General features: G+C 73.5%; 26 protein-coding genes. 10 read left to right on the top strand and 16 right to left on the bottom strand.

Going from position 1 to position 24,767, the window contains the following annotated elements; all coding sequences use genetic code 11:
- Window positions 1-70: 70 nt before the first annotated feature.
- From QEZ54_RS22650 to QEZ54_RS22600, 11 genes are all read right to left on the bottom strand, one after another.
- Entirely contained in the window at window positions 71-1,240 is a 1,170-nt protein-coding gene (locus tag QEZ54_RS22650) for a hypothetical protein (protein ID WP_281306701.1), read from the bottom strand.
- A 113-nt stretch (window positions 1,241-1,353) separates the two neighbouring features.
- Complete coding sequence (locus tag QEZ54_RS22645; protein WP_281306700.1) at window positions 1,354-2,130, bottom strand: hypothetical protein; 777 nt, start codon at window positions 2,128-2,130, stop codon at window positions 1,354-1,356.
- Complete coding sequence (locus QEZ54_RS22640) at window positions 2,123-2,575, bottom strand: hypothetical protein (protein ID WP_281306699.1); 453 nt, start codon at window positions 2,573-2,575, stop codon at window positions 2,123-2,125. The genes QEZ54_RS22645 and QEZ54_RS22640 overlap by 8 nt, the downstream gene beginning before the upstream one ends.
- 1 nt (window position 2,576) lies before the next feature.
- Window positions 2,577-3,692 (bottom strand): PASTA domain-containing protein, encoded by a 1,116-nt coding sequence (locus QEZ54_RS22635; RefSeq protein ID WP_281306698.1) that lies wholly within the window; start codon window positions 3,690-3,692, stop codon window positions 2,577-2,579.
- Window positions 3,689-4,150, bottom strand: a complete 462-nt coding sequence (locus QEZ54_RS22630) for a phage tail protein (RefSeq protein ID WP_281306697.1) — start codon at window positions 4,148-4,150, stop codon at window positions 3,689-3,691. Before QEZ54_RS22630 ends, QEZ54_RS22635 begins: the two co-directional genes overlap by 4 nt.
- Window positions 4,140-6,677, bottom strand: coding sequence for a putative baseplate assembly protein (locus QEZ54_RS22625; RefSeq protein WP_281306696.1), 2,538 nt, complete (start codon window positions 6,675-6,677; stop codon window positions 4,140-4,142). The genes QEZ54_RS22630 and QEZ54_RS22625 overlap by 11 nt, the downstream gene beginning before the upstream one ends.
- Window positions 6,674-7,069, bottom strand: a complete 396-nt coding sequence (locus QEZ54_RS22620) for a GPW/gp25 family protein (protein ID WP_281306695.1) — start codon at window positions 7,067-7,069, stop codon at window positions 6,674-6,676. Before QEZ54_RS22620 ends, QEZ54_RS22625 begins: the two co-directional genes overlap by 4 nt.
- Window positions 7,066-7,404, bottom strand: a complete 339-nt coding sequence (locus QEZ54_RS22615; protein WP_281306694.1) for a hypothetical protein — start codon at window positions 7,402-7,404, stop codon at window positions 7,066-7,068. Before QEZ54_RS22615 ends, QEZ54_RS22620 begins: the two co-directional genes overlap by 4 nt.
- Window positions 7,401-8,882 carry a phage baseplate assembly protein V gene (locus tag QEZ54_RS22610; protein ID WP_281306693.1) on the bottom strand — a complete coding sequence of 494 codons (1,482 nt, stop codon included), beginning with the start codon at window positions 8,880-8,882 and terminating at the stop codon, window positions 7,401-7,403. Before QEZ54_RS22610 ends, QEZ54_RS22615 begins: the two co-directional genes overlap by 4 nt.
- Window positions 8,879-9,517, bottom strand: a complete 639-nt coding sequence (locus QEZ54_RS22605; protein WP_281306692.1) for a hypothetical protein — start codon at window positions 9,515-9,517, stop codon at window positions 8,879-8,881. The genes QEZ54_RS22610 and QEZ54_RS22605 overlap by 4 nt, the downstream gene beginning before the upstream one ends.
- Complete coding sequence (locus QEZ54_RS22600; protein ID WP_281306691.1) at window positions 9,505-9,741, bottom strand: hypothetical protein; 237 nt, start codon at window positions 9,739-9,741, stop codon at window positions 9,505-9,507. Before QEZ54_RS22600 ends, QEZ54_RS22605 begins: the two co-directional genes overlap by 13 nt.
- 415 nt (window positions 9,742-10,156) lie before the next feature.
- On the opposite strand from QEZ54_RS22600, the gene QEZ54_RS22595 reads away from it, so the two are divergent.
- A complete protein-coding gene (locus tag QEZ54_RS22595) occupies window positions 10,157-10,372 on the top strand; it encodes a hypothetical protein (RefSeq protein WP_281306690.1) in 216 nt (71 codons plus the stop codon).
- Window positions 10,373-10,834: 462 nt separating this feature from the next.
- Here QEZ54_RS22595 and QEZ54_RS22590 read toward each other — a convergent pair whose 3' ends face one another.
- The 4 genes from QEZ54_RS22590 to QEZ54_RS22575 all read right to left on the bottom strand — a co-directional run bounded on the left by QEZ54_RS22590 (window position 10,835) and on the right by QEZ54_RS22575 (window position 16,007).
- Window positions 10,835-11,329, bottom strand: coding sequence for a phage tail protein (locus tag QEZ54_RS22590; RefSeq protein ID WP_281306689.1), 495 nt, complete (start codon window positions 11,327-11,329; stop codon window positions 10,835-10,837).
- A gap of 1 nt (window position 11,330) precedes the next feature.
- Window positions 11,331-12,548 (bottom strand): phage tail sheath subtilisin-like domain-containing protein, encoded by a 1,218-nt coding sequence (locus QEZ54_RS22585; protein WP_281306688.1) that lies wholly within the window; start codon window positions 12,546-12,548, stop codon window positions 11,331-11,333.
- A 2-nt stretch (window positions 12,549-12,550) separates the two neighbouring features.
- Window positions 12,551-13,246, bottom strand: a complete 696-nt coding sequence (locus QEZ54_RS22580) for a carboxypeptidase-like regulatory domain-containing protein (protein ID WP_281306687.1) — start codon at window positions 13,244-13,246, stop codon at window positions 12,551-12,553.
- A 220-nt stretch (window positions 13,247-13,466) separates the two neighbouring features.
- Window positions 13,467-16,007 (bottom strand): CHAT domain-containing tetratricopeptide repeat protein, encoded by a 2,541-nt coding sequence (locus QEZ54_RS22575; RefSeq protein ID WP_281306686.1) that lies wholly within the window; start codon window positions 16,005-16,007, stop codon window positions 13,467-13,469.
- 153 nt (window positions 16,008-16,160) lie between these two features.
- Here QEZ54_RS22575 and QEZ54_RS22570 point away from each other — a divergent pair, with 153 nt between their 5' ends.
- From QEZ54_RS22570 to QEZ54_RS22560, 3 genes are read left to right on the top strand one after another with little or no spacing between them, the layout of a single operon-like run.
- Complete coding sequence (locus QEZ54_RS22570; protein ID WP_281306685.1) at window positions 16,161-17,342, top strand: S8/S53 family peptidase; 1,182 nt, start codon at window positions 16,161-16,163, stop codon at window positions 17,340-17,342.
- Window positions 17,339-17,923 (top strand): sigma-70 family RNA polymerase sigma factor, encoded by a 585-nt coding sequence (locus tag QEZ54_RS22565; RefSeq protein WP_281306684.1) that lies wholly within the window; start codon window positions 17,339-17,341, stop codon window positions 17,921-17,923. The genes QEZ54_RS22570 and QEZ54_RS22565 overlap by 4 nt, the downstream gene beginning before the upstream one ends.
- The gene (locus tag QEZ54_RS22560; RefSeq protein WP_281306683.1) at window positions 17,913-18,353 is read left to right on the top strand and encodes a hypothetical protein; all 441 of its coding nucleotides are present in this window, start codon (window positions 17,913-17,915) and stop codon (window positions 18,351-18,353) included. The genes QEZ54_RS22565 and QEZ54_RS22560 overlap by 11 nt, the downstream gene beginning before the upstream one ends.
- Before the next feature lie 420 nt (window positions 18,354-18,773).
- Here QEZ54_RS22560 and QEZ54_RS22555 read toward each other — a convergent pair whose 3' ends face one another.
- The gene (locus tag QEZ54_RS22555) at window positions 18,774-19,904 is read right to left on the bottom strand and encodes a hypothetical protein (protein WP_281306682.1); all 1,131 of its coding nucleotides are present in this window, start codon (window positions 19,902-19,904) and stop codon (window positions 18,774-18,776) included.
- A 165-nt stretch (window positions 19,905-20,069) separates the two neighbouring features.
- Here QEZ54_RS22555 and QEZ54_RS22550 point away from each other — a divergent pair, with 165 nt between their 5' ends.
- The 6 genes from QEZ54_RS22550 to QEZ54_RS22525 all read left to right on the top strand — a co-directional run bounded on the left by QEZ54_RS22550 (window position 20,070) and on the right by QEZ54_RS22525 (window position 24,583).
- The gene (locus tag QEZ54_RS22550; protein ID WP_281306681.1) at window positions 20,070-20,750 is read left to right on the top strand and encodes a M15 family metallopeptidase; all 681 of its coding nucleotides are present in this window, start codon (window positions 20,070-20,072) and stop codon (window positions 20,748-20,750) included.
- Between the two features lie 59 nt (window positions 20,751-20,809).
- Window positions 20,810-21,475: an alpha/beta hydrolase gene (locus tag QEZ54_RS22545; protein ID WP_281306680.1), complete on the top strand. Its 666-nt coding sequence runs from the start codon at window positions 20,810-20,812 to the stop codon at window positions 21,473-21,475.
- 125 nt (window positions 21,476-21,600) lie between these two features.
- A complete protein-coding gene (locus QEZ54_RS22540; protein WP_281306679.1) occupies window positions 21,601-22,146 on the top strand; it encodes a hypothetical protein in 546 nt (181 codons plus the stop codon).
- On the top strand, window positions 22,146-23,138 hold the full coding sequence (locus QEZ54_RS22535) for a tyrosinase family protein (protein ID WP_281306678.1): 993 nt from the start codon (window positions 22,146-22,148) through the stop codon (window positions 23,136-23,138). Before QEZ54_RS22540 ends, QEZ54_RS22535 begins: the two co-directional genes overlap by 1 nt.
- Window positions 23,139-23,388: 250 nt before the next feature.
- Window positions 23,389-23,736, top strand: coding sequence for a hypothetical protein (locus tag QEZ54_RS22530; RefSeq protein ID WP_281306677.1), 348 nt, complete (start codon window positions 23,389-23,391; stop codon window positions 23,734-23,736).
- A gap of 46 nt (window positions 23,737-23,782) precedes the next feature.
- Window positions 23,783-24,583, top strand: a complete 801-nt coding sequence (locus QEZ54_RS22525; protein ID WP_281306676.1) for an alpha/beta hydrolase — start codon at window positions 23,783-23,785, stop codon at window positions 24,581-24,583.
- Window positions 24,584-24,767 lie beyond the last annotated feature (184 nt).

The raw sequence follows: 24,767 nt of genomic DNA, 5'->3' as shown, positions 1-24,767 counted from the left end.
AGCGGAGAACGCGTCCGGCTCGGCCCGCCGATCCGGCGGGCCGAGCCGACGTCGTCCTGATCAGTGGGCGTCAGGAGTAGCGGGCCTGCTCGACGGCGAAGACGACCCGCTCGTCCAGCTGCTCGCTCACCGTCCACAGCAGGTCGGGCCCGGCCGCGTCCTCCCAGTAGGACAGCCCCTCGGTCCAGCCCTCCCACTCGAACATGCGGGCCGAGGTGCCCGGCTCCCAGTAGTACATGCCCACCGGCGAGCTGGCACCGAACCACCAGCGGCCGTTGTGCGACACCGCGCCCTGGACGTGCACGTAGGTGTAGTTGAGGGCCTGGGTGGCGTGGACCAGTCCGTCGGCTCCGGGTTTGAACGCCTGGGTCGCGGCGTCCAGCGGGTAGCGCACGGCGTGCCGGGTCCCCGCGGTCTCGATCCACTCGGTCGTGACCAGCGAGAGCTGCGCCCGGTCCAGGCCGAGCGTCGACCATTGCAGGCCGGAGGTGCCCGCGTTGCGGACCGTGCCGACCGACGGCAGGACGTACTTGTAGCCGGCCGACTCGTAGCTGCCGTCCGACTGGCGCCCGATGCCGCTGCCGGTGTCGTCCACGCGCCAGATCTTGCGCATGTCGAAGATCTCGAGTCCGGTGCTGCCGTTGCTGACATACAGGTAGTGGCCGTACCAGGAGATGCCGGAGGCGTGGAGCAGGTACGGGCGGAAGTTCGGGTTGCCGGCCGCGTCGATGTACGGCTGCACCAGCATGAGCTTCCGGTACTTGTTGGGGTGGTCGGCGTCCCAGTCCGCGAGGATCACCTTCGTCCGGGTGGTGTCGTAGTCGCTGCCGCACTCGCTCTTCTGGTACCAGCTGGTGACGATCAACTGCCGTCCGTCGTAGTCGCCGCCCGTGGCGTCCCGGGTCGTGGTCAGACCCTGCGGGAAGGTGTGGCAGTCGGTGGTGTCGGCGTCGTTGAAGCAGAATCCGGTCAGGGGCCCGGCCAGCTTCGGCAGCGAGTCGGTGTTGCACAGGCCGCGCCGGTCGTAGTTGGCGTCGTCCATCACCGCGGCGACGGTGACGTTGGGGAGCAGCGCGTCGAGCCTGGTCGCGGCCGCGCCGTACGCGGCATAGTCGACCTTGATCGCGAAGGGCGCGGTCGAGATCGGCACCGGGGTGGCGACGGCGGCCGCCGCCGGCGCCGCGCCACCGAGCACGATGACGAGGACGACGCTCGCCAGCGAGGCAAGCATCGATTTCATGCCAGCACGTGTCATGCGGGAATCGTCGTTGATCTGTATACATTGGATCTACAGATCCGCTCAAGGTTCCGCGGTGGGCCCGAGCGGGCGCGGCGGCGCCCGCTCGGGCGTGCTCAGGCCTCGACCGCGTCGGGCGCGGCCGCGCGCAGCTGCTTGACGTTGGCCATCGTCGCCTGGGCGGCTCGGATGATGGCGGGGATCGAGCCGATGATCAGGATGATGGCCCAGACGATGCCGACGATCGCGAACACGATCCCGGCGATGGCGTCGGTGATGCTGACCAGGATCCCGGGCACCAGGCCGTGGAGGAACACCGCGACCACGTTGCCCAGCAGAGCCGTGATGATCATCGCGACCAGGCCCTTGTTCTGCAGGAACCGCTGCTGCGCCAGGACCAGGCAGACCGCGCCGACCACCTTCAGGAACATGATCAGCGACAGCACCACCGCCGCCTCGTCACGCGGGAACGACCCGAACAGGATCAGGTACACGATCGTCCCGAACGGGAAGGCCAGCAGCAGGCCGATCATCAGGACCAGCTTGGCGATCGCCACGAACAGCAGCACCAGCGCCGTGATGATCAGGATGATCGCCCCGATCAGCGTCACCACCCCCTGGGCCCGGGCGTGCAGCCGCTTGGAGGCCAGGATCGCCACGCCCATCAGCACCGCCGTGCCCAGCAGCACGACGTCGATCAGGGCCAGGTACGAGATCGCCAGCCCGCCCGGCCGCTCCGCCGCCCCGGGCGGGACGTCGGCGCCCAGCTGGGTGGCCGTGTCCAGGGCCGGAGTGGTCAGCCCCAGCAGGAACGAGCTGCCCGTCTCCACTGCCACGACCAGTCCGAACGCGACGAGCGAGACGAAGAAGAACGGGGTGCGCAGCCTATCCATCGCTGCCTCCAATGGTCACGGTGCACTTGTCGCAGGTGAGCGTGATGCCGACGCCGTCGCCGTCCACCGCGACCCTGATGGTCTCGGCGGCGGGCACGTCGCGGTCGAGGTCGGTGTCGTCGTGCGGCGCCCGGGTGTGCAGGTGCAGCTCGGCGTCGGGGCGCAGCGCGACCTCGCGCAGGTCCGCCTCGGCCCCGGCGACGGTCAGCACGCAGCTGCCCTCGATGGTGAGGACGCTGTCGGCCAGGCAGGGGGCGGCCAGGTCCGCCGGGTCGACCGGGTCGGGGTCGCCGAACCAGTCGCCCAGTGTCTGGACCAGGGCGTTGTCGGTGGGGTCGGCCATGGACTCCTGGTCGTTCTGGGTGGCCACGCCGGTGACGTACAGGGCCACGATCAGCAGCGCCACCGCCGCCAGGATCTTCTGTCCTCGGGTGAGTGCGGGCATGTCAGTGCTCCAGGTAGACCCGGACGGTGCCGGCGCTGGTGGCGGTGCCGTAGTCGTCGAGCACCTGCACGCTGATCACGACCCAGCCGTTGTCGCGGACGTTGTTGACCACGTCGTAGCTGGGCTTGGGCAGGGCCGGGGTGAACTGCCGCTCGCGCGAGATCTGGCTGGAGACGGCCGGGGTGAGGCTGCAGACCTCGCCCACCACCGACCGGGTGCAGCGCTCGATCTGCACCGAGATCAGCCAGCGCACCGGCCACGAGTCGGGCTGGGTCCAGTTCAGCGTGGGCATCCGGCCCGGCGGGACGCTGGAGTTGTTGACCGGTACGGAGATCACCGGCTGCGCGGCGGCCGCCGAGATGCCGAGGTCGACGGTGCTGCCCTTGGCCGCGCTCGCGCCGCCGGGCAGCGACTGGCGGGTGACCGCGCCGGGGCCGCGGGAGTTGTCCCAGCCGTACTGGATCGTCCCGGCCACGAACCCGGCCTTGGTGAGGGCGGCCTTGGCGTCGGCGAGGTTCAGCCCGACCAGCTTGGGCACGGCGACCATCGCCACCGGCTCCGGGCTGGCGCTCGGCTCGACCGACGGGCTGGCCGAGGGCTGCGGCGCGACGGCCTCCGGCTCCCCGCTCGGCCACACCAGCCAGGTGATCACGCCGATGACCAGTACGGCCAGGGCGGCGGCGACCACGATCCACCACGGGAACGGCTTCTTCTCCGGCGTCGGCGGCGCGGGCACGACCACGGCGACGCGGCGGCTGAGCACCGAGTTCTCCTCCGGGGCGTCACCGGCCTCGGCGTCGCCGAAGGTGCCCGGGGCCGGGGGAGGGGTGAGCCGGGCCTGGAACTCGTAGCGCCCGGCCGGAGCCGTCTGCGGCACATTGATCTTCACGACCAGCGGGGCGGTGGCCCCGGGGCGCGGGCGCGGGTAGTCCTCGACGGTGAACCAGGCGGCGTCGGTGTCGGTGCCGGTGTGGAAGTCGATGCCGGGCCGGCCGGTGCGCTTGGTCTGGTTGGTGATGGTGAAGGTCACCTCGGCGGTGCGGTCCTGGCCCAGGGACACCTCCGGCGTGGACGTGGTGATGATCCACTTCTCGTTCTTGTCGGTCTTCTCGCTCATGGCAGTTCTCCCATTTCGAAGGTGGTCGCGGCCGGCTTGTCCAGCTCGACGATGTGCCGGACCTGCTCGGCCAGTACGCATCCGGCGGGGATGCGGACGATCAGGTGGAACGGGCGGTCGGCCGCCTCCTCGATCTCGATCTCGGTCAGGCCGGTGGCGATGACCACCGCCGCCCTGAGGCCCTCCCGGGTGCCGCGCCACTGCGCCAGCGCGGTGCCGTGCGCGACCAGGTCCCGGCCGCTGCCCAGGTGGTCCACCGACACCCAGCGGGCCAGGAACGGCACCAGCCGGTCCGGGCAGCGGTACGGGTGGAACAGATCCTCGACCGCGTCGAGGCGGGCCTCGCTGCTGGAGTGCAGGCCCTCCATGACGTCCAGCAGCGCGTACAGCACGCCGGAGGGGTGCATGGTCCGCTGGAACGCGGCCGGGAGCATCCCGGCGATGGCGTCACGCCGCATCGTCGGTCACCACCTCGATGTCGTGGTCCCCCGAGACCAGCAGCCACGTCGGCGGGATCGTGACGACCTGCCGCAGCTCCGTGCTGGCCGCCGAGCGCCACAGGCCCGCCCCGGCGCGCACCTGCACGCCCCGGTTGCCGCCCACGAAGACTTCGCCACCGGCGGCGACCGTGCGCACCGGCTCGAACCGGGTCCGGTCGCGCAGCGGCAGGCCGCAGTTGACCGAGGGCGACTCCCACTGCGGCGCGGCGGCCGTGGTGTCCAGCTGCAGCACGCCACCGCTCTGGCTGGCCGCGTACGCGACCCCGTCGGTGAAGTCCAGGCCCCAGCAGGTGCCGCCGGTCCAGCCGTTCGACATCTCCTGCCAGCGCACGTCGGCCTCGAACAGCCGCGCCCGGTAGCAGCCCTTGCCCGGCTTGCGCGGGTCGGCCATGCCGGTGCCCACCCACAGCACCGTGTCCGGCCCGTCCAGCTGCACCGCCAGCGCCCGGGTGTCGGTGCCGGCCAGCCCCACGTGCTGGAACGTGCCCGGCTTGCCGCCCGCCGTGGACAGGTACACCCCGTAGCTGGTCTCGGCGGCCAGCGCCACGCCCCACACCCCGCGCTCGGACACGAACGCCCGCACCGAGTTGAAGCCGCGGTCCTGGTCCTTCTGGTCCACCACGATCTGCAGCGGCACCGCGCCGTCCACCAGCGACATCTCGAACAGTCCCGCGTCGGAGGCCAGCAGCAGCGACACCGCCTCGTCCCGGTCGATCCAGGCCGCCTCCAGCACCACCGCGTCGATCTCGGTCAGCTTGCGCCACGTCTCGCCCAGGTCGGCCGAGACGTACACCGAGGAGCCGCCCTCGTCGGTGTTGGTGACCACCGCGACGGTCCCCGGCCGCGCCGTGACCCCGGGACGGTCCGCCCCGGGCGCGGGCAGCACCTGCCGGACCGTCTCGCCGGGCAGGTCGCTGACCAGCTCCCAGCCCTGGCCGTCGTTGGTGGACCGGAACACCTGGCTGCCGCCGCCGGTGTACCAGGTGGCGGCCTGGTAGTTGTCGGCGGCGATGGAGCCGGTCACGCCCGACGGGGCGTGGTCCAGCACGAACCGCACGTCGTCGACGTAGCGGACGCCGGGTTCGGCCTGCTCCAGGATCCGGTACACGTTCGAGGCGCGCAGCGGCTCGCCGAACGTCCAGCCCTCCACCGTCGCCGGGGCGGGCAGGGGGCTGATCGCCTGGTAGAGGCGGTCGTGGATGCGGCGGCGGACGGCGTCCAGGTCCTCCTGGCGGCCCACCACCACCCGGCCGCGCACCGCCACCGTCTTGTACCGGGCCCAGGTCGTGGTCACCGACGTGCCCAGCGCCCGGCGCCGATCCAGGTCGGTCTGCGTCCGCAGCCGGACCTCGTCCAGCTGCCGCTCCAGCAGCACCGACACCGGCAGCCGCCAGCCCGGCCGGGCCGCCTCGGGCACGAACGGCACCAGCGTCACCTCGACCTCGCCCGGCCGCGCGAACGACCACATCGCCGCCCGGGTGAAGGCCCGCGCCCGCGCCACGGCGGGGGAGTCGGTCGTGGCCAGCAGCTCGAAGTCGCGCGCGGTGACGGCCCGGTGCAGGCTGAACAGCTCGTACGGCCCGCGCCGGGCCACCGCGTCGACCGCTTCGAGGTCGCGCCCGCCCCGCGCCGGTTCGGCGTTGCCGACCCGTACCCCCGCGATCGGATCGCGCAGCGTGGTCAGGGTGTTCGCCCCGACGTTGCCGTGCGAGCCGCCGCCGGTGCGGTACCAGATCCGGATCTCGCGGTGGGCGCCCGGCACCGCCCCGGGCACGGCCGCCCCGTCCAGCTCCGGGGCGAACGTGACCACGCCCGCCGCCGGGTCCAGCAGGTACGCCCGGTCGGTCGGCCCCAGCCCGGCGAAGCTCTCCACCCGCTGCCAGATCTCGAAGACCTTGCCCTGGAACTCCCGTGCCGTGCCGTCGACCGGCCCGGCCGCCTGCACGCCCAGCATCACCTCCAGCGGCTCACCGGTGGTGGCCAGCGGGGCGCGGTCGCAGCGCAGCACCTGGCCGGGCAGCCCGCTGCCCAGCCCCAGCAGCTCCCCGTCGACCAGTTCGCAGTGGTAGGCGCGTACCCGCGCCTCCGCCGCGCCCTCCGCGATCGCGGCCGGGACGGTCGTGGTGAACACGACCGGCTGCGGGTCGGCGCCGCGCGCGGCCACCACCCGCGTCCCGGCCGGGATCACGATCCGCTCGGCCGTGTCGGCGCCGGTCCGGCTGAACGTCAGCTCCACCCACGCCGCCGCGGGCGGCCGCCGGACGACCCTGAGCAGGTTCAGGAACTCCAGGTACGCCTTCTCCGGCAGCCGGTTCAGCCGGTACAGCATCACCTCGGTCAGGTACGCGAACGCCTCCAGCAGCGCGGCGCCCGGATCGTGCACCGACAGGTCGGTCCAGTCCGGTGACGACCGGCGCACCCGCTCGCGGGCCTCGGCGACGAGGTCGGCGAACGTGCGGTCGTCCAGGTTCGGCACGGGGATCATGGCTGCTCTCCGAGGTCGAGGGGGTAGTCGAGGACACCGGTGGCCAGCGTCTGGCGGACCCGGTAGCGCAGGTGCACGTTGAGCCGGGTCGGGAGGTCGGGATCGGGGTCGGCGTCGACCTCCTCGATCTCGACCCGCGGCTCCCAGCGTTCGATCGCGTGGCGGACGTAGTGGATGGCCAGACCCGCGGTGGTCTGGTCGTTCGGCGCGAACAGCAGCCGGTGCAGGTGCGAGCCGTAGTCGGGGCGCATCAGGCGCTCGCCGGGCGTCGTACCGAGCAGCAGCATGATCGCCTGGCGGATGGCGTCGTCGCCGTGTACCAGCGCGACCCGGCCCGCGGCCGAGGTGACGAGCCCGTCGGGCTCGGAGAAGCGCAGCGATGTCGCGTTCACGCGGAGACCTCCACGAAGGACTGGCCGGGGATCCGGACCTGGTAGTGGACCGTGCCGGGCACGGTGCCGTCGGTGAGCCCGTCGAGGTTGTCCAGCACGACCGCGTGCCCGTCGACGCGGATCCAGTCGCTGTAGCCGGTGAACACGCGCAGCGTCTTCACGCAGGGCTTCATCGTGGCGCCGATGTTCGGGCAGCGGACGATCGCGCGCCCCTCCGGGTCGTCGTCGACGAGCACCGGGTGGCCACCGATCTCCACCCAGTGCTGCGACGGGTTGTTCTGCACCTTGCCGTCGTGGTCGCAGCGCACGTCGGCGGTCGACACGATCGCCTTCACAGCGGGTTCACCCCCGTGGGCAGGCCCGGGATCAGGGCCCGTTCGAAGTCGACGCTGGCGGCGCGGATGGACAGCTTGTGGCCCGGCGCCTCGATGACCAGGTCGGTGCGGGCCAGCAGCCGTACCGTGCTGGGGGACAGCTCCAGGCGGCTGCCGTCGGCGTTGGTCAGCGTGATCGACTTCTCGGCGTCGTCGACGACGACCTGCTGGCCGCCGGCGCTGTGCAGCGTCCACCGCTTCACCGCACCGCCCTTCACGCCGGTGTCGGGCGGGGTCTGCGAGCCGAACACCGCGCCGAGCACGATCGCGTCGGCCGGGTCCTCGCGCGGCAGCGCCAGCACCACCAGGTCGCCGGGGTCGGGCAGCGCGACGACGCCCTTGCCGGGCCCGGCACCCGGGCACAGCACCGGCAGCCAGCCCAGATCCAGGTCGCCGTGTCCGGGCAGGACCACCCGGACCCGGCCGCGCGAATCGCCGACCTCGGTCACCCGGCCCAGCGCGATCGCGGCGGCGGTACCGGCCGGCAGCCCTTCCGGTGCCTCGGTGCCGAACTCGGTGCGGTAGCCGGCGGCGTCGATCGTGTGCACGGCCGTGCACACCGGATACACCCCGTCGACGGCAGGGTCCACGCCGCTGATGCCCACGGCCCGGCCCGGCCGGATCGACACGTCGCCCTGGCAGGTGCCGCTGACCGCCAGCATCCGCGCGGCGCCCCGGTCGACGGCCGCCTGCGCCGCCTCGGCCTGGTGCCCGACCGGCTGGTCGATGAGGGTGCGCTCGGCTCCGGCGGCCAGCCCGGCCGGTGGCGCCGTCGCGCCGGGGCGGTAGCCGGGCCCGGCCGCGCGCTCGGTGGTGAACTCGCCCCGGCCCGGGTGCCAGCCGTACGTGGTCACCGCCGACAGGGCCCGGTCGGCGTGCCCGGCGGCGCGGCACTGCCACAGCGTGTCGCCGAACTTCAGCTCCACTGCCGAACCGTGCGGCCGCAGCGTGTCCACCACCAGCGTCCGCCCGTCCAGGTACACGTAGCGGCCCAGCCGGGCGGCGGTGCGCGACAGCAGGTCCCAGTCGGTGGCCCGGTGCTGCACCACCCGCTCCAGCGCGGGCCCAGGGTCGGGGCAGCGCACGGCCAGCCCGAGCCCGGTGGTCGCCTCGCGGGCCAGGTCGGCCAGGGTGACGTCGGTGAACACCCGGGGGCGCTGCCGCGAACGCAGCCGGTGCAGCACGTCGTGGGCGACCACGGTCCAGCCGGTCTCCGAGCCGGGACCCCGGACCAGCTCCACCGAGCCGACCTCGCCGTCGAACAGCTCCGCGCCGTCCAGCTCCAGCCGCAGCCGGGCGCCGAACGGCCAGCCGCCGGCGTCCTGCACGGTCAGCTCGGCCTGGGCGGGCAGCGAGATCCGGTACGCGACCCGGGCCGACAGGACCCGGCCGGGCACGGGCACGCCGTCGAGGCGTACCGACAACCGAGGAATGATCATGACGGCACTCCCAGTACGGAACCCGGGGCCACGGCCAGCGGATTGGTGACGCCGTTGTGTTCGGCCAGCTCCCGCCAGCGGGTCGGGTCGCCCAGCGCGGTCGCGGCCAGCAGGTCGAAGCGGACGCCCGCGCCGTCGGCGCCGTTGCCGGTCACCTGGACCGCGGCCGCCGACGTGCGTGCGGGCGGCGCGGCCGCCTCACCCTCGGTACGCACCAGCTTCAGCCGCAGCCAGGAGCGCCGGGGCGTGCCGGAGGCGTCGATGGCGTCGAGGCGCTCGGCCACGTTCACCACCACGCCGGGCAGGTTCCAGCTCTTGCCCCAGACCAGGCGCACCAGCGGCAGGCGGCCGCCGCCGTTCTCGGCCAGGTGCCACAGCCGCCCGGTCAGCTCGCGTACGTCGTCGGGCCGGTGCGCGGGCTCCACCAGGTCGACGTCGAAGAGCAGGTCGAGCACCAGTTCGGTACGGCCGCCGCCGGTGTACAGCAGCGCGTCGTCGACTCCGGTGCCGACCACGGCACCGGGCAGCGCCGCCGGGCGCACCCCGGCGAGCCTGCGTACCACCAGGGTCTCGGGGTTGACCAGGCAGTCGATGCGCTCGCCGGTGGCGTCGACGAGGAAGGCTATGCGTTCCACTGCTGCCCCTCCTGTTCACGTCGCAGTCGGTGGATCCGGTCGGGGTGGGGGGCGGACGGTTCGGGAACCGTCCACAGCGCCGCGTCGTCGAGCAGCCGCGGCCACGGATCGGCGTCCGCGACGCCACCGTCCAGCGCCGGCCAGGGTGCCTGCGCCGTGGCCGCGACCTCTTCGGACTCGACGTCGCGGGTGCCGGCCGGGCGGGTCCGGGATGAACGGACCACGGGGTATGCCGGAGTCGGCGGCTGGGCGTCCCGACCGGGGCGTACACGGCCAGGCGTTGCGCCAGCGCGAACGCCCTGCTCGTAACCGGTTCCGGCGGGCGGGGCTGCTAGGTGTGGCGCATCTCCCGCCAGGGGGTCACGATCGACGTGCCGGTGACCTTCGCGCAGCTCCCGGCCGTGCCGGTCCGGCCGCACATTCGCACTCGGCCGCCCATCCGGACGGGGTCGCCCGGTGGCGGATTCGGGACGATCGGTCCAGCCGACAGAATTCGACCGCGGCCGGTCCGGCTCGTCCCGGTCCAGCCAGGACCGGACGCGACCACCGTCACGGCCAAGATCGGCCGCAGTTTCAGGGAAAGTGTCGGAATCTTGGACCGGATTCATGCTCCTTCCCTGAGACTGCAGCCACGCCGGGGTGGCGGGCGGCAATGCCGGGGTGGCGTGGGGGGACGCCGGGTCGGTGGGCGGCCACGTCCGCGTATTGGCGGGCGCGGTGGGGTCGGGGGCGGGTCCGTGCGTGGTGTGGCGGTCGATCCAGCGCGTCACCGTGTACTTCACCGTGGTCGCGGCGGCGTCGAGGGCCGTCGGCGGCACCGCCGGTCGCAGGCTGGCCCCGGTGGGTGCCTGCTGATCCGGTGCGGTCCGTCGTGTCGGTGCCGTCGCCGGTCGGCCGTCGTGCGAGTCCAGGTCGGCGTGTGGGGACCCTGCGGCACTCTCGGCGGGCCGGAACTTCGGCGCCGGGCTCTGGGCCCAGTCCGCGGCCGTCCGGGCGGCGCTGCCGGAACCGGTTCCGGCAACAGCGGGACCGGCGCGGTTCGCGTCGGCACCGGGCCGGACTGGTCCGGAACCGGTTCCGGGACGTGCGGGTGGTTCGATGGACGCCCGTCCGCCCAGTCGCGACTCGGCCCCGGCGTGCCCCGTCCGGTCCGCCGGCTCGGCGTCGCGGGCGAGGAAGTCGTCGGCGACGAGGTCGTCGTCAGCGGGATCAGGCTGGTCGGCGTAGACCAGGACGGTGCCGTCCGGGGTCACCGCCAGGGCCTGCCGGGCGGCGGCGCCCCTTCTCTCGAAGAGGCGCCGCAACCAGCCGACCAGCTCACGCAGCCGCGCCGACACCGCTGGTCTCCCGCTGGAGGCCGTCGTGCGCCAGCACCAGCGTCTCCACCGCCAGCTCGCGGCTCATCGCGTCCAGCGGCGAGCCGTACCACTCCTGCGGCCAGGCGTTGACGAGGTTCCAGCGCAGCGCCTCGGCCGAACCCGAGCTGTCGAGCATGACGATGGAGACGTTGCGGCGGCTGACCCGGCCCTCGACCGCGGTCATCAGCCACTCCCACAGCTCCGCCGAGGAGGTCAGGCCGAAGCGCAGCGTCACCGGCTGGTACGTCACCCGGCCCGGGATGGCCCGCACGACCGAGTTGTTGCCCGCCTCCCGGTAGGCGATGGTCTCGACCTTGATGCCGAGCCCGCCGACCTCGGTGAAGTGCCCCTCGGTCACGTTGTTGATGAGCAGCTTGAAGTTGTACGCGCGATACGGGTCCACCAGGTTGCCCGGCTGGGCGGCGGGACGCGCGGTGGCGGTTACCTCGGGCATGTCAGGCTCCCTGCTCGCCGGTACCGGCGGACTGGCTGATCTTGAAGATGACGAACTCGGCCGGCTTGACCGGCGCGATGCCGATCAGGGTCACGACCTGGCCCGCGTCGCGGACCTCGGCGGGGTTGGTCTCCTCGTCGCACTTGACGAAGAACGCCTCCTGCGGCGTGCGCCCCTGCAGCGCCCCGTCCCGCCACACCCGCGTCAGGAACGCGCCGATGTCGCGGCGGATCGACTTCCACAGCAGGTTGTCGTTGGGCTCGAACACGATCCAGCGCGTGCCGTCACCGATCGACTCCTTGAGCATGTTGAACAGCCGCCGGACGTTGAGGTAGCGCCACTCGCTGGCCGAGGCGGCCAGGGTGCGGGCGCCCCAGATGCGGATGCCCTCGGCGGGGAAGTGCCGGATGCAGTTGACCCCGGCCGGGTTCAGCACGTCCTGCTCGGCCTTGGTCACCCGGTACGACAGGTCGACCGCGCCGCGCACCGGCTCGTTGGCCGGCGCCTTGTGCACGCCCCGGGTGACGTCGGTGCGCGCCCACACCCCGGCCACGTGGCCGCTGGGCGGGGTGCTGGTCATCTCGCCGGTCAGCGGGTCGCGCACGACCAGCCACGGCACGTAGAAGGTGCCGTAGTCGGACTGGCGCGGCCGCAGCCCGCTGTTCTCCTCGGCGGGCGCGGCCTGGGTCTCGCCCTCGGTGCCGCCGGTCTTGCGGGGCGGCTTGGGCAGGGTGACCCCGCCGACCCGGGTGAGCCGCTCGACGTCGCCGGTCTGCTCCGGCCCGTCGAGGATGGCCATCCGGTCGCCCATCAGCTCGCAGTGGGCCAGCAGGTCCTCGTACGAGGCCGCGTCGGTGTAGCCGGGCGCCGCCACGATGGCGATCTCGTCGATCGCCTCCAGCAGTCGCAGCCCGGACCGCTGGCGGCCCTTGCCGGCCAGCGGGTGCCCGGAGGCGATGTTGACGACGTAGCAGCGGCCGCCGCCGTTGTCGAAGAAGCCGTACACGGCCCGCGACAGCGGGGTGCTGGTGGTGCTCTCGCCGACGAAGACGCGCACGAACTCCGACCAGCTGTTCACCGCGACCGCCTCGTCGCGGCGGGCGGTGGGGTCGGGTGCGGTGCCGACGAACCCGGCGGTGCTGGTGCCGACCGATTCGATCGGCCTGCTGCCGCCGGACACCTCCTCGACGTAGATGCCGGGAGAGGAGTACACGGGCATTGCTAGACCTCCAGGATCTCGCAGGTGATGACGACCGGGTCGGCCGAGACGGCCGCGACCTCGGCGGACAGCTGCAACCCGCGGCCGGTGACCAGCAGGCGCAGCGGGCGGTCGGCGGCGACCGCGGGCAGCGTGAAGTGACCGCTGTTGTCGGTGTAGGCCGCAGCCGTCTGATCGGCGACCGCCACCCGCATCCGGGCCAGTGGCACTCCGTCGACGGTGACGACCCGGCCCGACAGCGACCGCAGCGACGTCGTCTCCAGCCGGGGCGGCTGGGTCACGCGCGGCACGTACGGCGCCGCCGTGGCCTGCTGCACCGGCACCTCGCACAGCAGCGCCATGCGCAGCCGTGCCCCGAGCGCCGGCCACAGGCTGTCCGGCACCGCCTCGGCCAACAGGTACGGCACTCCGGCCGTGAGCACCCGGTCGAGCACCTCGACCGGGGTCGTGCCGGGACCGTCGGCGTGCAGCAGGAACCGCACCCGTAACCGCAGCGGGTCACCGGCGCGGGCCGGCAGCGACTCCGGCAGCACCGCGTACGGCCATACCGCGAGCCACGGGCCGCCGTACGCCCCGGCCTGCACCCCTTGCACAGCGCCGGGGTGCTCGACCTGTACGGCCACGTCGACCTCGGCCAGGCTCGCCAGCAGCAGCGCCGACGCCCGGGCCAGCGGCCCCGGCTCCTGCGTGTACCGCATCCGTCCACCTCCGCCTCGCCTCGTGCCGGGCGGCACGATCGCGAAACAGAGCGGGCGGCGGCGGGCGCTGATACAGCCGTCGATGTCAGCTGCGCGACGCCCCCGCCGCCGATATCCGACCCGGGCGGGGCGCTAGGCGTTCAAGTTGCCGGGCAATCGGGGGTATGCGGCTCGCGATACCCCCGATTGCCGGGCAACTCGGGTGACCTTGACTGTGCGTTCAGGCGGCGCCGGCGCCGAAGCAGGAGAAGCTGTGCGCGGTCGCCCAGTGCTCGGCCGGGGCCGCGACCTGCGCGGCGGCCAGGGCGGCGGCCGGCTCGGCGCCGTGGCGCAGCCGGTCGTGCAGTTGCAGCATCAGCGCCCGCGTCGCGCCGTCGTCGACCGGCCCGATGCTCGCGACCAGCGTGCGCGTACCGGCCCCGAGCAGCGCGGCGGTCAGGCCCATCAGTTCGTCGCCCGGATGCACCGCCGACAGGCCGGTGTCGCACGCCGACAGCACCACCAGGTCCGGCGCGCGGTGCAGGCCGGTCAGGTCGTGCACGGTCAGCGGCCCGTCGGCCAGGTCGATGTGCGAGAACAGCGGATTGTCGGCCCGGAACTCGCCGTGCGCGGCCAGGTGCACCAGGCTGGCGCCGTCGATGGCGGCCAGCGTCGCGCGCACCGTCGCGTCCGGACCGGCCAGCACCCGCGCGGCCGGTGCCAGCGCCGCCAGCGCCCGTACCTCGCCGAGCGCGTGCTCCGGGCGGGCCGCCGCCACCAGCACCGTGCGGCCGTCGGGCGCCCCGCCCCCGGCCGCGCCGCGCGCCCACGCCGTCGCCGACGGCGCCACCGCCAGCGACCGGCCCCGGCAGCTCGGCAGGGCCGACCACGGCAGCGCCTGCAGGGCACCGGTCGGGACCACCACCAGGTCCCGGTCGCCTACCAGCCGGGACAGCGGGCCGCCGAGCAGCCACTCGTCCAGCTGCCGCACGCCGTGCCGGGCGGCCGCCTCCGCCGCCGCCAGCGAGGCCGGCGATCCGTACCGCAGCACCAGCCGCCGCATCGCGAACCGCAGCGCGGCCAGCTCCGCCGCCACCACGGTCGCCGAGACCAGCGGCTGCAGCCGGATCCGGCCGTCGACGGCGACCACCGCCAGCAGCCGCCCGTCCTGCTCGACCAGCTCCACCAGGGCCCGCGCGCCCAGCCGGGCCACGATCTCGTCGACCGAACCGGGCGTCTCCACCACGCCGTCCGGGGTCGCGGTACGCCAGGTGCGGCGCCGGATCGAGTCCTCCAGCACCCGCTGGCGCTGCAGCGGCCGGGCCCGCCGGATCGCGTCGGAGGAGTATCCGGCCAGCTCCGCGCTGACCCGGCGCAGCTCGGCGAGCTCCCGGGCCAGCACCGGATCGTCGTCGCCGCGCCCGGCGGGCAGCCGCAGCGTCGCCGCGCGCCACCGCTCCGCCCAGCCCAGCACCTGCCGCCCCGACCGCTCCAGCAGCGCCAGCCGCACCCCCAACCCGGCCAGCTCACCGCCCTCGGCCGAGCTGAGCACCCGCAGCTCGGTCGCGCCCAGTGCGGCCCGGTACTGGTCCAGCAGCCGCAGCCCGGCCAGCAGGGCCCGCCTGGCCCCGGCCCGGTCACCGCGGTGCAGGCGGTGCAGGGCGCGCGCGTGCCAGGCCCGGATGCGCAGCCGGACCGTCCCCCGGCCCACGTCGACCGCGGCCAGTTCGGCCAGCGCACCGGCGTCGCCGGTGGCCGCCGCGCGCAGCCGCGCGTCCAGGGCCTGCTCCGGCCAGCCCGCCGCGTCCAGCGCCGCCGCCAGCGTGCGCAGCCGCCGCGGACTCTGCCGCGCCGTCGCCACCGACTCCAGGTAGCGGGCGTGCACTGCCCACCGTTCGCGCTGCTGGCGTTCGAAGGCCCGCCGGGCCAGCCGCGCCGACCGGCGCGCCTCGGCGGTGTCCCCGGCGGCCAGCGCCGCCTGCGCCAGCAGCAGCCGGGCCTGCGGCAGCAGCGAACCCAGCCGGGTGGACCCGGCCAGCTCGACCGCGTCCCGGGCCGCCTGGTGGGCCTCGGGCAGCAGCCGCGCCGCCAGCAGCAGCTCGGTCCGGTCGATCAGCGCCTCGGCGGGGCGGCGGCCGCTGCGGCGGAACTGCTCGTCGGCGCGGTCGTACCAGGTCAGCGCGGTGACGATGTCGCCGCCCTGGGCCGCGACGAAGCCGAGGTTGTGCTGCACCTGCGCCACGGCCGCGGTCAGCGACAGGCCCCGGTACAGGTCCTCGGCCCGTTCCAGGTCCACCCTCGCCTGCGCCAGCATCCCCCGGTACGCCTGGAGCACCCCGCGGTTGGTCAGCGCCCGCGCCTGCCACAGCCGGTCGTCGTGGCGGCGGAAGGCGGCCAGCGCGGCGCCGTACGCCTCCAGCGCCTCGGTGTCGCGGCCCAGCCGCCGCAGCAGGATGCCGTGCTGCATCCGGGCCCGGGCCAGCGGCAGCCCCTCCAGCACCAGCAGCGCCTGATCGATCTCCCGCAGCGCGGCCCGGGGCCGCCCGAGGTCGTTGAGCACCAGCGCCAGGCTCATCCGGGACTCGGCCGCCAGCTGCGGATGCTCGCGGGCCACGGCGATCGAGCGCCGCAGCCGGGTCGCGGCCAGCGCGGGTTCCTGCAGCTCGCGGGCGGCCAGCCCCAGGATGCGCAGGCTGGTGGAGGCACCGGGGCGGTCGCGGTCGCGTTCGGCCCGGGCCAGCAGCCGCGCGCCGAGTGCGGCGGCCCGTTCCGGGTTGGCCATGACCATGGCTAGTACGCGCTCATGCCGCACAACTCTCGCACCGGTCCAATCAGCACAGTCACCAGTGTCGTCGTTGTGACAGATCGCGATGTATCAGGAGGCCGCCGCCCGCACTCTGTTGCACGACGCAACACGCCGACCTGGAGGACCACGATGGCAATGTCGCAGGACCGCCTGCACCGCTGGCAGGACCGGCGGGCCCGGAGGATGGCCGAGCTGCCCTGGCTCGGCCAGGAGACCCGCGCCGGTCGCCGGCCTGTCTGGTTCGCCCGCAACGAGCTGCTGGTGCTCACCGACCATCGGCAGTCCGCCGAGCGGGTGCTCGGCGGCCTCGGCCACGCCGACCGCGTCCAGGAGGCCGTCGTGGCGCCCGGCCTGCTGCGGCTGACCGCCGACGGCCTGGACGTGCCCGCCGCCGCCCGCAAGGTACGGCAGGCCGCCGCGCGCGACGGCGACGACCGCACGGTCGCGGCGCCCAACCACGTCTTCGTGTCCACGCCCTTCGAGCACGGCGGACCGTTCGGGCCCCCGCAGCCCGCCGCGCAGCCCACCATGCCGCCGACGGTCGACAAGCCGCGCCGGGACGTGCCCGTCATGGTGATCGACACCGGCGTGTGGCGGGAGAGCCCGCTGCCGGCGCACGCCTACACCGCCACGGCGGCCGACTACGAGACCGACACCGACGTCGACGACGACGGCGTGATCGACGGCGACGTCGGCCATGCCAACTTCATCATCGGCGTGATCGCGGCGCAGACCGCCAAAGCCGACGTCCGGGCGGTGCGGCTGCTGGACACGTTCGGGCTGTGCACCGAGGCCGACCTGATCGCCTCGTTCGCCCGGGTCACCGACGAGAAGCTGGTCAACCTGTCGCTGGGCGGCTACACCCTCGACGACCAGCCGCCGCTGGCGCTGGCCGTGGCGCTGGGGCAGCTGCTGGGCGGCCGCGACCGGCTCGTGGTCGCGGCGGCCGGCAACGACGGCCTGCGCGACCGCGCGTTCTGGCCCGCCGCGTTCGCGGGCACCGACCAGCCCTGGGCCGGGCAGGTCGTCGCGGTCGCCGCCCACGACGGCAAGGGCCTGTGCGACTGGAGCAACGCGGGTCCGTGGGTCACCGTGCTCGCCCCCGGCGAGGACATCACCAGTACGTTCGTCAAGCACAGCCAGTTCCCGACCGGCTGGGCGCTGTGGAGCGGCACCTCGTTCGCCACCCCGCACGTGGTGGGGCTGCTCGCCGAGCAGGTGGCCCGCGGCGGCTCGACCGAGGTGGCGCTCAAGTCGGTCCTGTCCACGGCGGCGCAGCGGGTCATCGGCGGATACCCGGGGCTGTCATGAGCCAGGGGTCGCAGGAGACGATGCTGCCGGAGCCGGACACGGCGGCCCTGCTGGAGCGGGCCGCCGCCGGGGACCAGCGGGCCTGGAACACGCTGGTCGACTCGTACTCCGGGCTGGTCTGGGCGGTGGCGCGCAGCCATCGGCTGGGCTCGGCCGACGCCGCGGACGTCTTCCAGGCCACCTGGCTGCGCCTGGTCGAGCACCTCGGCGCGATCCGCGAGCCGGAGCGGCTGGGCGCCTGGCTGGCCACCACCGCCCGGCGCGAGGCGCTGGCGGTGCTGCGCCGGGCGGGCCGGGACCTGCCGGTCGGCGACCTGATCACGCTGGAGCCGCGCGACACCGGCGGCGACGACGCCCCGGACTCCGACCTGCTGCGGCGCGAACGCGACCGCGCGCTGTGGCAGGCCGTACGCGAGCTGCCCGGTCAGTGCCAGGCGGTGCTGCGCCTGCTGCTGCTGGATCCGCCGCCAAGCTACGCCGAGGTCAGCGCGGCCTTGGACATACCCGTCGGCAGCATCGGCCCCACGAGAGCACGCTGCCTGGACCATCTCCGCAGGAGGTTGAGCAGCGATGCCGCATGACCACGACCACACCCCGACTGAGCTGCGCGGGCTGGCCTCGCGCATGGACCCGGTCCCGGCCCACCTGCTGACGCTGGCGAGGGAGGCGTTGTCCTGGCGCGACACCGACGCCGCCCTCGCCCAGCTGGTCAAGCAGGTGGAGCTGGCGGGCGTACGCGGCGACGCCCCGCCGGACCTGTTCACGTTCACGGCGGGGGAGCTGACCATCGAGGTCGAGGCGGCGGTCACGGGCGCCACGGTCGCGTTGACCGGGCAGCTGGTGCCGCCGCAGGCCGCGCGTATCCGCGTCGACCACGGGGCCGGCCCCACCTGGGTCGAGGCCGACGCGCTGGGCCGGTTCTCCGCGACCGGCGTCGCGCGCGGCAACGTCCGGCTCTGCTGCTATCCGCAGGGGGACAAGCCCGTCCAGACCTCGTGGACGCTCATCTGACCCTGCCGTCCAGCCGACGGCCCACCCCGGCCCATGGCACCGGCCCGCCCGCGGCACCGGTTCCGCCAGCCGGGGCCGACCCGTGCGCGCCCTCGTCGCCGACGTCCTGCCCGCCGCGACTGCGGACAGGACGTCGGCCGCCGCCCGGCGCCGCACCGACCCGGCGCCGTCGGCGGGCCCGCCCGCTCGCGGTCCAGTGCTCTGCGCCGCGAGGGGACGGCTCCTATCGATTAGAGCAGCCATCGAGCAGCGGTGATACCTGTCGGGACCGTCGCAAGGACGACTGAGCGGCCACGGTAATCCGAAAGAAGGAAAGCCTCCCGTCGACCGGGAGGCTTTCCTTATCATCAGGCACGGCGTACGGGGCGTGCCGTCAGCAGGCACCGCGGGCGGCTGCCGGGCTGCCGGGCCGGGGCCCGGTCAGCGGATCCGGGCCAGGTTGATCGCGGGCTTGGCCGGGATCGCCGCCAGCCGCAGCACGTCGACCTGGTTGCGCAGCGGCAGGCCGGGCTGCAGCCACGGCACCATCGGCTTGACCTTGGACAGGTCGTTGAGGTCCCACCGGCCCGAGACCGCGCGGCTGGCCTCCTCCAGCGCGACCTGGCTCATCACCAGGTCGAACTGGTGCTGCGCCCCGATCACCCCGGCCGGGACCAGGTTCGGCAGCTGCGCCATCAGCTCCACGAACAGGTACGGCCGGAACCGCCGCTCGTTCTCCCACGCCTCCTTGACCGGCCGGACCTGGGGACTGGCCATCACGTTGGCGAAGGCCGCGTGCACGCCCCTGACGTAGGTGGTCAGCTGGGACACGTTCCACTCGCGGACCAGCTCGTAGCCGTACACCCGCTTGCTGGTGAGCAGGGCCAGGTAGAACTGCTCGCTGGTCGCGGGCACGCCCGGGTTGTGGATGGTGGTGCCGAACTGCAGGATCGCGGCCTGCTCGGCCGGGATCGGCTGCGGGGCGGCGCCCGCCGGAGCGGCGGCGACGCCCGGCAGCGGCATGATGTTCACCGCCGGGTGCACCACGAACGCGGCCGCGCCGGCGACGTTGTAGGCGGCGTAGATCGGCGCGTACAGGGCGATCCAGTTGTTGATCGTGGCGAGGGCCTGGGTGGGCAGGGCGTGCGCGCCCGCGACCAGGCCGGGGAAGTTGTTCGGGTTGCCGCCCGCGAAGATGATCGCGAGGTCGCGCACGTACAGCTTGAACGTGTCGTACTCGGCGACGATCTTGTGGTCGCCCAGGTCGCCGACGGGGGTCGCCTTCGACAGCGCGGCCGCCGCGGCGATCTTCGGGTTGAGCGCGTTGTTGACCTCGAACAGCAGGTTGTCCAGGACGTCCGCGGCCGAGGCGCCGTTGTGCGCGATGGTGACGGTGTTCGTGGCGCTGTCGAAGTGCGGGCGCACCGCACCGGCCGCGAGCGTACCGTCGGCGGCGATGTTGACCTGGGGCGCGGCCCCGGGCCAGACGACGGCGAGCAGGTGGTTCTGCAGCGCGGTCACGGTCGCCGTGGCGCCCGCGTTGTACTGGTTGATGGCGGCCTGGTAGTTCATACGGCTCTCCTCCGGTCGGGACATCTGCGAGAAAGAGCGGGGCCGGGTCGGGCCTGATACGTCGTGTCCCGGACGTATCAGGGACCCGGATCAGGCGGGTTGTTAGCCCGGTGTGAGCGTCGGCGCTCATGCCGGGCTAACGGTCGCCGCGGTGAGCTTGCGGGCATGAGCGAACTGCTGACCGCCCCGGCGGCACCGGCCATGGTCCTGCTGTCCGATCCGCGGATCGCGGCCATCCCGCTGGGCGACGACGGTGAGGCGATGGTGGACCTGCGCGAGGTGCCGGACCTGCTGGTGGACGACCGGCTCGCCGATGCGGCGGGCGCCTACGCCCACCTGCGTGAGGGCACCGTCGAGCGGCTGCTGTCGGCCCAGCGTGCCCTGCCCGGCGGGCTGCGGCTGCTGGTGATCGAGGCATACCGGCCGCTGCGGCTGCAGACCGCCTACTTCGAGCAGTACCGCGAGCAGCTGCGCGAGGTCCAGCCGGGCTGGGACGAGCAGCGCCTGCACGTCGAGGCCAGCAAGTACGTGTCGCCGCCCGGCGTCGCCCCGCACAGCACCGGCGGCACCGTCGACCTGACCCTGTGCGCCGAGGACGGCACCGAGCTCGACCTCGGCACCGAGGTGAACGCGACCCCGCTGGCTAGCCAGGACGCCTGCTTCACCGCATCGCCGCTGGTGTCGGCGCGGGCCCGGGGCAACCGGGAGATCCTGTCCGGCGCACTGCGCGGCGCCGGCATGGTCAACTATCCCACCGAGTGGTGGCACTGGTCCTACGGCGACCGCTACTGGGCGCTGGCCACCGGTGCCGAGCGCACCTGCTACGGGCCGGTCGAGCTGGCCTGATCCGGCGCTTCCCGGCGGTGCGCGGTGTCCGGGTGGGAAGCAGCGGGTATCACCGGAGGATGACCACTTTCGTTCTCATCCACGGCGCCGGTGACGTGGGCTGGTACTGGCACCTGGTCGAAGCCGAGCTGCGCGCCCGGGGCCACGACACGGTCGCGCCGGACCTGCCCTGCGACGATGACGCGGCCGGCCTGCCGGAGTACGCCGACACGGTGGCCGATGCCGTCGGCGACCGCCGGGACCTGGTCGTGGTGGGGCAGTCGCTGGGCGGGTTCACCGCACCGCTGGTCTGCACGCGGCTGCCGGTGCGCCAGCTCGTCCTGGTGGCACCGATGATCCCGGCGCCCGCCGAGTCGCCCGCGGCCTACTGGGACGCCACCGCGTACGCCCGGCAGCCCTATGACCAGTACGACGATCCGGTCGAACTGTTCTACCACGACGTACCGGCCGACCTGGCCGCCGAGGCGCTGCGGCGCGGGCGCACCCAGTCCGAGGCCCGCCTGGGCGAGCCGATCCCCATGGCGGCCTGGCCCGACGTGCCCACCCGGGTGCTGATCGGCCGCCGCGACCGCATGTTCCCGCCCGCGTACCTGCACCGCGTCGCCCACGACCGCCTGGGCGTCACGGCGGATGAGATCGACACCGCGCACACCCCGGCGCTGAGCCGCCCGACCGAGCTCGCCACCCGCCTCGACACGTACGCCCGCCACGCGCCGACCCGCTGAATCCGGACGGTCCGGACGCCGGATGTCCGAATGCCGTCGACTCGTTGCCCGCGCGCACACCCGGTGGCACAGTGCGGTGGCCCCGCGTTCTGGGCGGGGCCTCGGGGTAGGACGGTGGAGGAACAGTGAGTCTTGTCAGGGATGAGGGCGGCGGCGGATCCGCCGACTTCACGGCCGCGCTGCGGGCCGGGGGCTACGGGCTGCCCGATCCTTCGACCGCCGGGCACGGCCACAGCCACGGCACGAACGGCGTCTCGTCGTCGGTGCGCACCGCGGTGCACAACGGACACGAGATCCGCATCGAGACGACGTACGCGATCACGATCGACGGCAAGCCGCTGGAGGGCGGCCTGGAGGTGCTGGACAACGGCGCCGTCCACTACCACGGCCTGCCGCAGTACGCGCTGCCGTCGGCGATCGACCTGTGCAAGCGGGTCCTGGACTACTTCGGCACCCGGCCGCCGGCCGTGGACGAGCTGGGCTGCCTGGTCGGCGAGCACAGCGACTGCTGCGCCTGCCCGCCGGGCGAGACCCCCGCACCGGGCCACGATCACGGCGCTCACGACCACGCCGACCACGACCACGCGGCGGGCCACGACCACGCCGCGCAGCCGACGCAGCCCGCGCATGACCACGCCGGGCACAGCCACGAGCACGGGGGAGCGCACTGATGACCGCCGTCCGCGCCAACATCCAGACCTCCGCCGAGGCCCGGCAGAAGTTCCTGGCCGGGGTCGTCGCGCTCAACGCCGAGCAGTCCGGCTACACCACCTCGCAGCTCAACCAGCTGCTCGCCCCGTCCATCCCGGGCTTCCGCCTGTACGGCGTCGACCAGCAGCTGACCACCTGGGACCTGTTCGTGCTGTGGCACTTCGTGTCCATGCAGATGCCCAGCAGCCCGTCGCGGCCGATGCGCAACCTGGCCCACGGCGGCCCGATCTTCCTGCCCTGGCACCGGATGTTCCTGCTGCGCCTGGAGCAGCAGATCCAGCGGGTCACCGGCGACGCCGAGGCCGGGCTGCCGTACTGGGACTGGACCGTGGACGGCGGCCTGCCGACCGACCAGCAGCACGCCAGTTCGATGTGGGGCGAGTCGGGCCTGGGCGAGTCGCGCGGTGACGTGGTCAGCGGCGTGCTGAGCCCGTTCCGGGTGCGCCTGGTCGGCCACGGTACGCAGCTGTGGTCCATCGCGCCCCGGCCGCTGCAGCGCGCGGCGGGCACCGATACCGGGGTCCCGGGACTGCCCACGCCCGACGACGCCAAGTGGGCGCTGGAGGAGGGCCTGGCCTACGACAGCCTGCCCTGGGACGTCAGCTCGGACGGGTTCCGCAACCGGGTGGAGGGCTGGATCGACCCGCGCCGTCCGCAGCAGGCGGGCAGCCCGCAGATGCACAACCGGGTGCACGTGTGGGTCGGCGGCGACATGGGTCCGGGCAGCTCGCCCAACGACCCGCTGTTCTACCTCAACCACTGCAACATCGACCGGCTGTGGGAGGCGTGGCTGGCTCGCGGTGGCCGTGTCTACCTGCCGGGCGCCGGTGACGAAGGGGTCCCTTCGGGCCAGGGGCTCAACGACACCATGGTGACGCTGCTGGGGGAGCCGCTGCGCCCGGCCGACGTGCTCGACGCGTCCGCCTGGTACAGCTACGACACCACCGCGTAGCCGCTTCGATCGAACGGGCCGTGCCGGAGTCCTCCGGCACGGCCCGTTCTCTTGTTCGCGCGGATAGCGTTCACTTCCCCTCATTGCAACGATGAAGGATATCAATTGTTGCGTTGAAATTCCAACCGATGCAACGATAATCGGCCTTTAGCCTCGCTAAATGAGCAAGAGACGCAACTTCGATATTGTAGAAATATGGAAAGCAACGTAGCGTTTCTGAAGTAAGAAACAACGAGTAGAGGAGCGCGCGATGCAGAAGTTCGACACCCCGGCCATGATCTCCGCCGTCGCGGCCATCCCCGCCGGCCGCATCCAGTTCATCGCCGCCGACCGCGCCGACACCGTCGTCGAGGTCCGGCCGGCCGACCCGGCCAAGGGCCGCGATGTCCGGGCCGCCGAGCAGGCCACCGTGGCCTACGCCGACGGGGTCCTGCGGATCCAGGCCGAGGAGCCTGGGCACCGGCTGCTCGGCTCGTCCGGCTTGGACGCGGGCACCCCCTACGGCCGCATCAGCAACACCCTCAAGAACGACGGCACCGCCGACCTGGCCGTCCACGCCACCGCCGCCCACGGCGACATCACCGCCCGCAGCCTCTGACACACCGCCGCCTTGCCCCCGAACCAGTCACGAGCAGGAGAGACGAATGACGAAGAACAGCACCCAGGGCACCGGCTCGACGTGGAACGGCATGGTCGCCGTGGACGACACGGCCCTGGCCGCCGCCGACACCGGCGGCTCAGGAGTCCCGGTGCTCTACCTCAACGGTCAGTTCGCCACCCAGGGCTACTGGCGGAAGGTCATCGCCGAACTGGGCCCAGGATGGCGGCACATCACCTATGACGAGCGAGGTCGGGGCCGCAGGTCGAAGACCTCGTCCGACTACTCCTTCGAGGCCGCGGTCCGGGACGTCGACGCGGTGCTCGCCGCCCGAGGGGTGGACCGGGCACTGGTGGTGGGCTGGTCCTACGGGGCGGTCGTGGCGGCGCACTGGGCCGCGCGGAACCCGGACCGGACCGTGGGCGCGGTCCTGGTCGACGGCGCGTTTCCCTACGACTGGCTCGACGAGGCCATGGAGCAGCGGATCCGTACGCTGTTCAAGCGGATCGGCTGGTTCGCGCCGCTGCTGCGCCCGACCGGTCTGGTGCCGCGGCTGACCGCCGCCCAGCAGGCCGAGAGCAACATCGAGCTGGGCAGGCTCTCCCGCGAGCGCGAGCTGGGCCCGGTGCTGGACGCCATCACCGTGCCGACGCGGTACGTGGTCGCCTCGGGCACCTCCTTCGGCAGCCGCGGCGACGAGCAGGAGCGGATCCGCGCCGGTCTGGCGCGGGTGACCGAGCGCAACCCGAACATCAGGATCAGCGCGAAGGTCGCCAGCAACCACGGCGCCATCCTGGGCAAGGACGCCCCGGCCGTCGCCGCGGCCGTGCGCGAGGCCGCCGCCTGACGCCGAGGTGTCCACGGGACGAGGGGCGGATGCCGACGGGCGTCCGCCCCTCGGCGGTCTGCGGTAGTTTCGGCGGATGCGTCTCGAGCGGCTCACGGCCGAGCACCTGAACGCCGTACTCGAGTCGTCGGCGAGGTGTGCGAGCTGGCCCGCATCGTCGGCGGGTCAGGCCCGCAGGAGCGTC

The organism is Catellatospora sp. KI3, from assembly GCF_029948125.1.
Lineage (GTDB): Bacteria > Actinomycetota > Actinomycetes > Mycobacteriales > Micromonosporaceae > Catellatospora.
The sequence above is the reverse complement of the archived record's forward strand: the minus strand, read 5'-3'. Positions and strand labels throughout refer to the sequence as shown.